Origin of the sequence: Streptomyces lavendofoliae (assembly GCF_014649735.1) — a bacterium.
In the GTDB taxonomy this organism is placed as follows: domain Bacteria; phylum Actinomycetota; class Actinomycetes; order Streptomycetales; family Streptomycetaceae; genus Streptomyces; species Streptomyces lavendofoliae.
The window spans coordinates 128,550-139,662 of record NZ_BMTP01000014.1 but is presented as its reverse complement, the minus strand read 5'-3'; the positions used below and the strand labels follow the sequence as shown (position 1 = coordinate 139,662).

13 protein-coding genes are annotated in these 11,113 nt (G+C 73.4%); 9 read left to right on the top strand and 4 right to left on the bottom strand.

The features are described 5' to 3' along the window. Positions 1–22: 22 nt before the first annotated feature. From IE109_RS25015 to IE109_RS24995, 5 genes are all read left to right on the top strand, one after another. Entirely contained in the window at positions 23–1,405 is a 1,383-nt protein-coding gene (locus IE109_RS25015; RefSeq protein WP_189553547.1) for a CitMHS family transporter, read from the top strand. Then, positions 1,405–2,685, top strand: coding sequence for an MFS transporter (locus IE109_RS25010; protein ID WP_189553545.1), 1,281 nt, complete (start codon positions 1,405–1,407; stop codon positions 2,683–2,685). The genes IE109_RS25015 and IE109_RS25010 overlap by 1 nt, the downstream gene beginning before the upstream one ends. A 205-nt stretch (positions 2,686–2,890) precedes the next feature. Next, positions 2,891–3,355 (top strand): DUF3574 domain-containing protein, encoded by a 465-nt coding sequence (locus IE109_RS25005; RefSeq protein WP_189553543.1) that lies wholly within the window; start codon positions 2,891–2,893, stop codon positions 3,353–3,355. 106 nt (positions 3,356–3,461) lie between these two features. Next, a complete protein-coding gene (locus IE109_RS25000; protein WP_189553541.1) occupies positions 3,462–4,856 on the top strand; it encodes an aldehyde dehydrogenase family protein in 1,395 nt (464 codons plus the stop codon). A gap of 23 nt (positions 4,857–4,879) precedes the next feature. After that, positions 4,880–5,959, top strand: a complete 1,080-nt coding sequence (locus IE109_RS24995) for a zinc-binding dehydrogenase (protein WP_189553539.1) — start codon at positions 4,880–4,882, stop codon at positions 5,957–5,959. Between the two features lie 196 nt (positions 5,960–6,155). On the opposite strand, the gene IE109_RS24990 is transcribed toward IE109_RS24995, so the two are convergent. After that, positions 6,156–6,809: a TetR/AcrR family transcriptional regulator gene (locus IE109_RS24990; protein ID WP_189553538.1), complete on the bottom strand. Its 654-nt coding sequence runs from the start codon at positions 6,807–6,809 to the stop codon at positions 6,156–6,158. Between the two features lie 53 nt (positions 6,810–6,862). Here IE109_RS24990 and IE109_RS24985 point away from each other — a divergent pair, with 53 nt between their 5' ends. From IE109_RS24985 to IE109_RS24975, 3 genes are all read left to right on the top strand, one after another. Beyond that, a complete protein-coding gene (locus IE109_RS24985; RefSeq protein WP_189553536.1) occupies positions 6,863–8,014 on the top strand; it encodes an acyl-CoA dehydrogenase family protein in 1,152 nt (383 codons plus the stop codon). A gap of 61 nt (positions 8,015–8,075) precedes the next feature. Continuing rightward, positions 8,076–8,363: a YiaA/YiaB family inner membrane protein gene (locus tag IE109_RS24980; RefSeq protein ID WP_189553534.1), complete on the top strand. Its 288-nt coding sequence runs from the start codon at positions 8,076–8,078 to the stop codon at positions 8,361–8,363. Between the two features lie 62 nt (positions 8,364–8,425). Then, positions 8,426–9,067 carry a TetR/AcrR family transcriptional regulator gene (locus tag IE109_RS24975; RefSeq protein ID WP_189553532.1) on the top strand — a complete coding sequence of 214 codons (642 nt, stop codon included), beginning with the start codon at positions 8,426–8,428 and terminating at the stop codon, positions 9,065–9,067. Here the strand turns inward: IE109_RS24975 and IE109_RS24970 are convergent. Next, positions 9,058–9,519 (bottom strand): MaoC family dehydratase, encoded by a 462-nt coding sequence (locus tag IE109_RS24970; protein ID WP_189553530.1) that lies wholly within the window; start codon positions 9,517–9,519, stop codon positions 9,058–9,060. The two genes, IE109_RS24975 and IE109_RS24970, sit on opposite strands and share 10 nt — an antisense overlap. Before the next feature lie 105 nt (positions 9,520–9,624). Here IE109_RS24970 and soxR point away from each other — a divergent pair, with 105 nt between their 5' ends. Next, entirely contained in the window at positions 9,625–10,125 is a 501-nt protein-coding gene (gene soxR, locus IE109_RS24965) for a redox-sensitive transcriptional activator SoxR (RefSeq protein WP_189553528.1), read from the top strand. Between the two features lie 43 nt (positions 10,126–10,168). Here the strand turns inward: soxR and IE109_RS24960 are convergent, their stop codons facing one another. Next, complete coding sequence (locus tag IE109_RS24960; RefSeq protein WP_189553526.1) at positions 10,169–10,588, bottom strand: DUF2267 domain-containing protein; 420 nt, start codon at positions 10,586–10,588, stop codon at positions 10,169–10,171. Positions 10,589–10,673: 85 nt separating this feature from the next. After that, entirely contained in the window at positions 10,674–11,105 is a 432-nt protein-coding gene (locus IE109_RS24955; protein WP_189553524.1) for an Hsp20/alpha crystallin family protein, read from the bottom strand. Positions 11,106–11,113: the final 8 nt, after the last annotated feature.

The following is an 11,113-nucleotide window of genomic DNA, read 5'->3' as shown; positions in this document are numbered from 1 at the left end:
GGGTGAACGTTAGGTGTCCTCCATGCTGACAATCCTCGGCTTCGCCATGATCGCGACCTTCCTGGTCCTGATCATGATGAAGAAGATGTCGCCGATCGCGGCGCTCGTCCTCATCCCCGCCCTCTTCTGCGTCCTCGTCGGGCAGGGCGCCCAGCTCGGCGACTACGTCCTCGAAGGCGTCGGCAACCTGGCGCCCACCGCCGCGATGCTGATGTTCGCCATCGTCTACTTCGGCGTGATGATCGACGTCGGCCTCTTCGACCCGATCGTCCGGGGCATCCTGCGCTTCTGCAAGGCCGACCCGCTGCGGGTCGTGGTCGGTACGGCGGTCCTCGCCGCGATCGTCTCGCTGGACGGCGACGGCTCGACCACCTTCATGATCACCGTCTCGGCGATGTACCCGCTCTACAAGCGCCTGAAGATGAGCCTGGTCGTCATGACCGGTGTCGCCGCCACCGCCAACGGCGTGATGAACACGCTGCCCTGGGGCGGCCCCACCGCCCGCGCGGCCACGGCGCTGAAGCTGGACGCCGGCGACATCTTCGTACCGATGATCCCGGCCCTCGGCGCCGGCCTGCTGTTCGTCCTGCTCCTCGCGTACGTACTGGGGCGGCGGGAGCGCACGCGCCTGGGCCACCTGACCCTGGACGAGGTGCCGGAGCCGCACACCGAGACCGTGCTGGTGAAGGCCGGCGGGGGAGAGGACCGTCCCACGGCCGCGGCAGGCCCCGCCGGCGGCTCGCCCGGCGACGCGGACGGGACCTTCCAGGGCCTCGACCCTAACCGCCCCACCCTGCGTCCCCGGCTGTACTGGTTCAACGCGGTCCTCACCGTGGCCCTGCTCACCGCCATGATCATGGAACTGCTGCCCATCCCGGTGCTCTTCCTCATCGGCGCGGCCCTCGCCCTGACGGTCAACTTCCCGCACATGCCCGACCAGAAGGCGCGCGTCGCGGCCCACGCCGACAACGTCCTCAACGTCGCCGGCATGGTCTTCGCCGCCGCCGTCTTCACCGGCGTCCTCACCGGCACCGGCATGGTCAAGCACATGGCGGACTGGCTCGTCGGCGCCGTCCCGGAGGCCATGGGCCCGCACATGGCGCTCGTCACCGGCCTGCTGAGCCTGCCCCTGACGTACTTCATGTCCAACGACGGCTTCTACTTCGGCGTCCTGCCGGTCCTCGCCGAGGCCGGCGCCGCGCACGGCGTCTCCCCCCTGGAGATCGCCCGCGCCTCCCTGGTGGGCCAGGCCCTGCACATGTCCAGCCCGCTGGTGCCCGCCGTGTACGTCCTGGTCGGCATGGCCAAGGTCGAGTTCGGCGACCACACCCGGTTCACCGTCAAGTGGGCCGCCCTCACCTCGCTGGTGGTGCTGGGCGCCGGGATACTCCTCGGCATCATCTGATGAAGCGGTACTGGCTGCTGCGCCTCGTCATCGCCTTCGGCTTCGCCCAGGCGGCGGTGTCGATGGCGCGGCCCGCCGTCTCGTACCGCGCCCTGTCGCTGGGCGCGGACGAGCGCGCGATCGGTGTCATCGCGGGCGTGTACGCGCTGCTGCCGCTGTTCGCCGCCGTACCGCTCGGGCGCAGGACCGACCGGGGACGGTGCGCACCGCTGCTGTTCGCGGGGGTGGTGCTGATCGCGGGCGGGTGCGCCCTGAGCGGCACCGCCGGCTCCCTGGCGGGGATGGCGGCGTGGAGCGGGGTCATGGGACTCGGCCATCTGTGCTTCGTGATCGGTGCCCAGTCGCTGGTCGCCCGCCGGTCCGCCCCGGACGAACAGGACCGCGATTTCGGGCACTTCACCATCGGCGCCTCGCTCGGGCAGCTCGTGGGGCCGGTCGCGGCCGGACTCCTCATCGGTGGCGACACGGGCCGCAGCAGCGCCCTCGCCCTGGTCGTGTCGGCCGCCGTCGCCGCGGTGGCCCTCACGGCCCTCTGGCGCGTCGAGGTCCGCGACGCGCACACCGGGCCCGCGCGCGCGGAGCGGGACCGGGTCCCCGTCCACCGGATCCTGCGCACCCGGGGGGTGCCCGCCGGGATCTTCATCAGCCTCGCCGTGCTCTCCGCGACCGACATCCTGACCGCCTATCTGCCGGTCGTCGGTGAGCACCGGTCCATCCCGCCCGCGACGATCGGCCTGCTGCTGGGCCTGCGGGCGGCGGCCACCATCGCCTGCCGGCTGGTCATGACCCCGATGATCCGGCTGCTGGGCCGTACGGCGCTGCTGACCGTGACCTGCCTGCTCGCCGGCCTGCTGTGCGCGGGCATCGCGCTGCCCGTCCCGGTGTGGGCCCTGGCCGTGATGCTGGCCGCGCTGGGTTTCTGCCTCGGGGCCGGCCAGCCGCTGTCGATGACGACCGTGGTGCGGGCCGCTCCCGACGGGGCCCGCTCCACGGCCCTCGCCCTGCGCCTGACGGGCAACCGGCTCGGCCAGGTCGCCGCACCGGCGTCCGCCGGGCTGGTCGCCGGACTCGCGGGCACGGCCGCCCCCTTCGTGCTGCTGGGCGCCCTGCTCCTGGCGGCGGCGACGCTGGGCGTACGAGTGGGGCGGGGGCCCGCCGGCGGCCCCGGCCGCACGGGCGCGGCGGGGACGGGTGCGCGGGCCGGCGCGGACGAGGCGGGTGCGCCGTCCGGCGCGGGGGAGCCGTGGGACGCGTGCGGCGGGGCGCGCCGGCGGGCCTGACCCCGCCCGGCCAGGACGGTCAGGCAGTGGGCGACCAGCCCCTCCAGGGCCACCTCGAACCCCGCGTCCGCCCGGCCCGCGCCCACCGTCGCGACGGCGCCGGCGGCCGGATCCGGTCGTTTCCCGTGTTCCGGCCGGATCGCCCGGCGGCGGACTGCCAGAGTGATGGCGCTCACGGAACCCCGCACGGAAGGGCACACCCGCCATGCCGCTCCCGACCACCACCCGGTCCCGCCTGACCTTCGCCACGGCGGCCGTCCTGCTGGCGGCCGGCGCCCCCGCCGCGTACGGGGCCCTCGGCGACGGGGCGGCCGGCGGCCCCGCCGCCTCCGCCCGGGGCGCGGCCTACGTGGAGACACGGCTGTTCTTCGGCACCGAGCGGCCCGACGGCGGTCCTGACGTGACGGACCGGCAGTTCATGGCGTTCGTCGACCGCGAGGTCACGCCCGCCTTCCCGGAGGGGCTGACCGTGCAGGACGGCCGCGGCCAGTGGCGGGACGCGAGCGGCACGATCGAGCGGGAGCGCTCGTACGAACTGATCCTCCTCTACCCGGCGTCGGAGGCACAGGCCCGCGACCCGCGGATCGAGCGGATCCGCTCCGCCTACGAGCGTCTTTTCGGCCAGGAGTCGGTGGCCCGGCTCGATGAGAGGACCTCGGCGGACTTCTGATGTGATGTGGTCGGTCCCGCAGCCTCTGGCGCCCGAAAACTACCACCGCTAGTTTGGGTTTCAGGAGACACGGAGAACCAGGTCCGAAGGCCCGAAGGAGAAGCGGATGAAGGTCCACGAGGGGATGTACATAGACGGCGCCTGGCGGCCCGCCGCCGGGACCGACACCATCGCGGTGGTGAACCCGGCGGACGAGCAGGTCATCGCCCACGTCCCGGCCGGTACGGCCGAGGACGTCGACGCGGCCGTCCGGGCCGCCAGGGTGGCCTTCCCCGGCTGGGCCGCCACCCCGCCCGCCGAGCGCGCCGCGCGGCTCACCGCCCTGCGCGACGTGCTCGCCGCGCGCCAGGAGGAGATCGCCGCGACGGTGACCGCCGAACTCGGCGCGCCGGAGCAGCTCGCCCAGCAGGTGCACGCCGGGCTGCCGGTCATGATCACCGGCACGTACGCGGAGATGGCCGCGTCGTACCCCTTCGAGGAGAAGGTCGGCAACTCCGCGATCCTGCTCGAACCGGTCGGCGTGGTGGGCGCGATCACGCCCTGGAACTACCCGCTGCACCAGGTCGTCGCCAAGGTGGCGCCCGCCCTGGCCGCCGGCTGCACCGTCGTGCTCAAGCCGGCCGAGGACACCCCGCTGACCGCGCGGATGTTCGCCGAGGCCGTGGCGGAGGCCGGCTTCCCCGCCGGTGTCTTCAACCTGGTCACCGGCCTCGGGCCGGTCGCGGGCCAGGCGCTGGCCGAGCACGAGGGGGTGGACATGGTCTCCTTCACCGGCTCCACGGCCGTCGGCAAGCGGATCGGCGCGCTCGCGGGCGGATCGGTCAAGCGGGTCGCCCTGGAGCTCGGCGGCAAGTCCCCCAACGTCATCCTGCCGTCCGCCGACCTCGCCAAGGCGGTCCAGGTCGGCCTGGCCAACGCATTGTCCAACTCCGGCCAGCGGTGCAGCGCGCTGACCCGGGTCCTGGTGCACAAGGACCAGTACGACGAGGCCGTGGCCATCGCGGCGGAGGCCGTCGCCAAGTACACCCCGGGCGACCGGCTCGGCCCCATGGTCAACGCCAAGCAGCTCCAGCGCGTGCGCGGGTACATCGAGAAGGGCGTCGAGGAGGGCGCCCGGCTGGTCGCCGGCGGCGCCGAACCGCCCCTCGACCGCGGCTACTACGTCAGCCCGACGGTCTTCGCCGACGTCACCCCCGACATGACCATCGCCCGGGAGGAGATCTTCGGCCCGGTCGTGTCGTTCCTGAAGTACGAGGACGAGGAGGACGCCCTGCGGATCGCCAACGACTCCCCGTACGGCCTGGCCGGCGCGGTGTGGGCCGGCGACGAGACGGAGGCCGTCGCGTTCGCCCGCCGCATGGAGACCGGCCAGGTCGACATCAACGGCGGCCGGTTCAACCCGCTCGCCCCCTTCGGCGGCTACAAGGAGTCGGGCGTCGGGCGAGAGCTGGGCACCCACGGCCTCGCCGAGTACCTCCAGACCAAGTCCCTTCAGTTCTGACCGAGACCCGGGAGACAACGATCGTGGTCCGCGCCGCCGTCCTGCCCGCCATAGGTGCTCCTCTGGAGATCACCCGCATCGAACTCCCGGAGCCCGGCCCCGGTCAGGTGAGGATCCGCCTCGCCGCGGCCGGTGTCTGCCACTCCGACCTGTCCCTGTCCAACGGCACCATGCGGCTGCCCGTCCCCGCGGTCCTCGGCCACGAGGGGTCCGGAACCGTGCTCGCCGTCGGCGAGGGCGTCGGCCACATCGCCCCCGGCGACGCCGTCGTGCTCAACTGGGCGCCGTCCTGCGGCACCTGCCACCCCTGCACGCTGGGCGAGGTGTGGCTGTGCGCCGACGCGCTCACCGGCGCGGCCAGGATCCACGCCGTCGCGGAGGACGGCACCGACCTCCACCCGGGCCTGAACGTCGCCGCGTTCGCGGAGGAGACCGTCGTCCCCGCCTCCTGCGTGCTGCCCGCCCCCGACGGCGTACCGCTGACCGACGCCGCGCTGCTGGGCTGCGCCGTCCTCACCGGGTACGGGGCCGTCCACCACTCCGCACGGGTGCGCGAGGGCGAGTCGGTCGTGGTGTTCGGCGTCGGCGGGGTGGGCCTCGCCACCCTTCAGGCCGCCCGTATTGCGGGCGCCGGGACGGTCATCGCCGTGGACGTGTCCCCGGAGAAGGAGGCTCTCGCCCGGCGGGCCGGCGCCACCGAGTACCTGGTCGCCTCGGAGACCACCGCGCGGGAGGTCCGCAGGCTCACCGGGGGCCACGGCGCCGACGTGGCCGTCGAGTGCGTCGGCCGTGCCGTCACCATCCGTACCGCCTGGGAGTCCACCCGGCGCGGTGGCCGCACCACGGTCGTCGGCATCGGCGGCAAGGACCAGCAGGTGACGTTCAACGCCCTGGAAATCTTCCACTGGGGCCGCACGCTCTCCGGCTGCGTGTACGGCGACTCCCGTCCGGCCGAGGACCTGCCGGCCATCGCCGCCCACATCCGGGCCGGGCGCTTCGACCTGAGCGCGCTGGTCACCGAGCGGATCGCGCTGGACGGCATCCCGGCGGCGTTCGACAACATGATCGCGGGCAAGGGCGGACGGGCCCTGGTCGTCTTCTAGCCCCTCGCACCACCCCGCCGCGCGCCCGTACGCCGGCATCCCGGCCGCGCGGGGCGCCCGGCACCCCGGCCGCCCCGGCCGCCCCGCGCGGCCGGGGCATCAGGGCCGCCCCCGCACCGCCGGTGTACGCACACGGGGCGCCCTGCCCGGGGGCCTCGCGCACCGCCGGTGTAGCGCCGGGCGACGCGGTCCGGCGTCAGCGCCGTACCGCTCCCTCGTAGCGCACCGCGAGTCCGTCCAGCAGGGCCCGCAGGCCCGTCTCGAAGGCGCCCTCGTCGACCCGCTCCTGCCGTTCGGCCAGGAGGTGGGCCTGGCCCAGGTGCGGGTAGTCGGCCGGGTCGTAGGCCGTCTCGTCGTCGACGAAGCCGCGGGCGAAGGAGCCGAGCGCCGAGCCGGTGATGAAGTACCGCATCAGCGCGCCGATGTGGGTCGCCTGGGCCGGCGGCCAGCCCGCGCGGACCATGGCGCCGAAGACGGCGTCCGCGACCCGCAGGCCGGCCGGGCGGCGGCCGGGGCCGCGGGCGAGGACGGGCACGATGTTGGGGTGGTCGGTGAGGGCCGCCCGGTACGAGACGGCCCAGTCGTGCAGGGCGGTGCGCCAGTCGCGGCCGTCGTCCTCGTCGAACATCGACAGGTCGACCTTCGCGCTCACCGCGTCCGCGACCGCCTCCAGGATCTCGTCCTTCGTGCGGAAGTGGTTGTAGAGCGACGGCCCGCTGACGCCCAGTTCGGCGGCGAGGCGCCGGGTCGAGACGGCCTCCAGCCCCTCCGCGTCCACGAGCGCGCCCGCCGTGGCGACGATGCGGTCTCTGCTCAGAAGGGGCTTGCGCGGTCGGGCCATGCGGCACATAGTAGGCCGGGTACGAGAAACTAGCAGTGATAGTTAAAGTGGGGTGACCGCGTATGAACCTGGAGCTGAGCGAGGAGCAGACGGCCGTCAGGCGGCTCGCCGAGGACTTCGTCCAGCGCGAGATCGCCCCGCACGTCGTCGACTGGGACCGGGCCGAGAACGTCGACCGGTCGATCGTCAGGAAACTCGGCGCCCTCGGCTTCCTGGGCCTCACCGTCCCCGAGGAGTACGGCGGCTCGGGCGGCGACCACCTGGCGTACTGCCTGGTGACGGAGGAGCTGGGGCGCGGCGACTCGTCGGTGCGCGGCATCGTGTCCGTCTCCCTGGGCCTCGTGGCCAAGACCATCGCCGCCTGGGGCGACGAGGAGCAGAAGCGGCACTGGCTGCCGCGCCTGACCGCCGGGGAGGCGCTCGGCTGCTTCGGCCTCACCGAGCCCGGCACCGGCTCCGACGCCGGCAACCTGACCACCCGGGCCGTGCGCGACGGCGGCGACTACGTCGTCAACGGCACCAAGATGTTCATCACCAACGGCACCTGGGCCGATGTGGTGCTGCTCTTCGCCCGCACCAACGACACCCCCGGCCACCGCGGCGTCTCCGCCTTTCTGATCCCCACCGACACCCCCGGCCTCACCCGCCGCACCATCCACGGCAAGCTCGGCCTGCGCGGCCAGGCCACCGCCGAGCTGGTCCTCGAGGACGTCCGGGTGCCCGCCTCGGCGCTCATGGGCCCGGAGGGCAAGGGCTTCTCCATCGCCATGTCCGCGCTCGCCAAGGGCCGGATGTCGGTCGCCGCCGGCTGCGTCGGCATCGCCCAGGCGGCGCTGGACGCGGCCGTGCGCTACGCGGGGGAGCGGGAGCAGTTCGGCAAGCCGATCGCCTCGTACCAGCTCGTCCAGGAGCTGATCAGCGACATCTCCGTCGACGTGGACGCCGCGCGGCTGCTGACCTGGCGGGTCGCCGACCTCGTCGACCGGGGGGAGGACTTCGCCACGGCCGCCTCCAAGGCCAAGCTCTTCGCCTCCGAGGCCGCCGTGCGCTCGGCCAACAACGCCCTCCAGGTCTACGGCGGTTACGGCTACATCGACGAGTACCCGGTCGGCAAACTGCTGCGTGACGCCCGGGTGATGACCCTGTACGAGGGCACCAGCCAGATCCAGAAGCTCATCATCGGCCGCGCCCTGACCGGGGTCTCCGCCTTCTGAGTACGCTCCTGAGTACGGCGGCGGATGCGGCCCCGGTCGCGGCGCCCGCATCCTGTCCCGCATGAGTGACACACCGGTCAAGCAGCAGAACACGGCCGCCTACTACGGCCAGGCCGTCGCCTCCTTCGGCATCGCCCTCGGCGCGGTCGCCCTCGGCGTCTTCAACCTCGACGCCGACGCCTGGGTGCGGGCCTTCCTGGGGATCGCCGTCCTCTACCTCACCACTTCCGCCTTCACCCTGGCCAAGGTCGTCCGCGACCGGCAGGAGGCCGGGCAGATCGTCAGCCGGGTCGACCAGGCCCGGCTGGAGAAGCTGCTCGCCGAGCACGACCCCTTCCAGAAGCTCTAAGCGCTTGCTCACTGTCGGGGTATGGTGTTCGTCCTGTGACCACCGGAAGGGGCGAGCGAGCGATGAGTACGGCGGAGGAAACGGCCGGCGGCGAGGACACGCCGTGGGACGAGGTGACCCCCGACGCGGCCAGGCGGCTGCTCGTCGCCGCCGTCGAGGCCTTCGCCGAGCGCGGCTACCACGCCACCACCACCCGTGACATCGCGGGCCGGGCCGGGATGAGCCCGGCCGCGCTCTACATCCACTACAAGACCAAGGAAGAGCTCCTCCACCGGATCAGCCGCATCGGCCATGTGAAGGCGCTGCACATCCTCCAGGCCGCCGCCGACGGGCCCGGCACCGCCGCGGAGCGGCTCGCCGACGCCGTGCGCTCCTTCGTCCGCTGGCACGCCGGCCGGCGCACCACCGCCCGCGTGGTGCAGTACGAGCTCGACTCGCTCGGGGACGAGCACCGCGCGGAGATCTTCGAGCTGCGCCGCAGGAGCGACGCCACGGTGCGCCGCATCATCAACGAGGGCGTGGCCTCGGGCGAGTTCGACGTCCCCGACGTCTCCGGCACCACCCTCGCGGTGCTCTCGCTCTGCATCGACGTGGCCCGCTGGTTCAACACCGAGGGACGCCGGACGCCCGACGAGGTCGGCGCGCTGTACGCCGACCTCGTGCTGCGGATGGTGGGCGCCGAGGCGCCCGGGGCTCAGAAGTAGTAGCGGGACACCGACTCGGCGACGCACACCGGCTTGTCGCCGCCCTCGCGCTCCACCGTCACCAGGGCCGTCACCTGCACGCCGCCGCCCGCGTCCTCGACGTCCTTCAGCAGGGCCGTCGCGCGCAGCCGGGAACCTACCGGCACGGGGGCGGGGAAGCGCACCTTGTTGGTGCCGTAGTTGACGCCCATCTTCATGCCCTCGACCCGCATGATCTGCGGTACCAGGAGGGGGAGCAGCGACAGGGTGAGATACCCGTGGGCGATGGTCGTCCCGAACGGGCCCGTCGCGGCCCGCTCCGGGTCCACGTGGATCCACTGGTGGTCGCCCGTGGCCTCGGCGAACAGGTCGATCCGCTTCTGCTCGATCTCCAGCCAGTCGCTCAGCCCCAGCTGCTCGCCGACCGCCGCGCGCAGCTCGTCGGCGGACGTGAAGATCCTCGGCTCTGCCATGTTCCGGCTCCCCTGACACTCGATGTCTAAGCGCTTGCTCAGCATGGTGCGGGGAACGCGGTCCTGTCAACGGACGGGCCGAGGGCGCCCAGTAGGGTTCGAGGGGTGCCGCAGATTCCAGAGAAGATCCATGAGCTCACCGTCGGCCAGCTCTCCGCGCGCAGCGGGGCGGCCGTCTCGGCCCTGCACTTCTACGAGTCCAAGGGCCTCATCAGCAGCCGCCGCACCAGCGGCAACCAGCGCCGCTACAGCAGGGACGCGCTGCGCCGGGTCGCCTTCGTGCGCGCCGCGCAGCGCGTGGGCATCCCGCTCGCGACGATCCGCGACGCCCTGGCGGAACTCCCCGAGGAGCGGACGCCCACCCGGGAGGACTGGGCGCGCCTGTCGGAGGCGTGGCGCGCGGAACTCGACGAGCGGATCAACCGGCTCAGCCGCCTGCGCGACCACCTCACCGACTGCATCGGCTGCGGCTGCCTCTCCCTGAAGACGTGCGTGCTCTCCAACCCGGACGACGCCATAGGGGAGCGCCTCGTCGGCTCGCGGCTCCTGCCCGAGCGGCGCCGCCCGGCCGCCGAGGACGCGCCGGAGACGGAGAGGCGGACCTAGGGCCCGTCTCCGGGATCTTGCCGGGCTCGCGGCGGCGGGGGCGTCAGCCTTCCGGGTGCAGGCCCGGTTCGGACATGCCGGGGCGGCCGAACAGCAGGTCGTAGCCGGGCGGCAACTGGAGGAGTATCCGGCGCATCAGATCGTCGCCCGCCGTGTCCGCCACCACGCTCAGGACCGCGCCGACGTCCCACATGGCCGTCTCCTCCGTGGCGCCCTCGATCCACGCCGCCGTGGCCCGCACGAACCGTTCCGGTCCGAGCGGTTCCGCCGCGGGCAGCGGGTTGAGCAGCACCAGGGCGCAGGTCTCCGGCAGGCCGGCGGCCAGTTCGGCCCTCTCGTTGCCGACGAGGTGGGCGCCCAGCAGGGCCAGGACGACCCGGGCGGCCCGGTCGGCCTCCCGCCGGGAGGGGTACTCGCCGCGTTCCTGCACCGCGGCCAGGAACGCGTCCCACTGCATGCGCATCTCTCTCCCTCGGCCTTGATCGACGGGGTGGGGGGCGGGGCCGGGTGGGACCCGTCCCCGCCCGTCGTGCGGCGCGGCGGGTGGGTCAGCCGCTGATCAGCCTGCGGTCGCCGGCGCCACCGCCGCCGCTGATCTCGATCCTGCGGGGTTTGGCCTGCTCCGCGACCGGGATCCGCAGCGCCAGGACGCCCGCGTCGTAGGACGCCCGGATGCGGTCGGTGTCCAGCGCCTCGCCCAGGAACAGCCGACGGCTGAAGGTGCCGGCGGGTCGCTCGGCGACCACCATCTCCACGTCGCCGCCCGGGGCGGTCCTGCGCTCGGCCCGGACGGTGAGCACATTGCGCTCCACGTCCAGGTCGATGCTCTCGGGGGTGACGCCCGGCAGGTCGAGCTGGACGACGAACGTGTCCCCCTCGCGGTAGGCGTCCATGGGCATGGCCGCCGGATGGGCGCTGGTGCCCCAGAGGCGTTCGGTGAGCCGGTCGAGTTCACGGAAGGGGTCGGTCCGCATCAGCATCGTCGGTC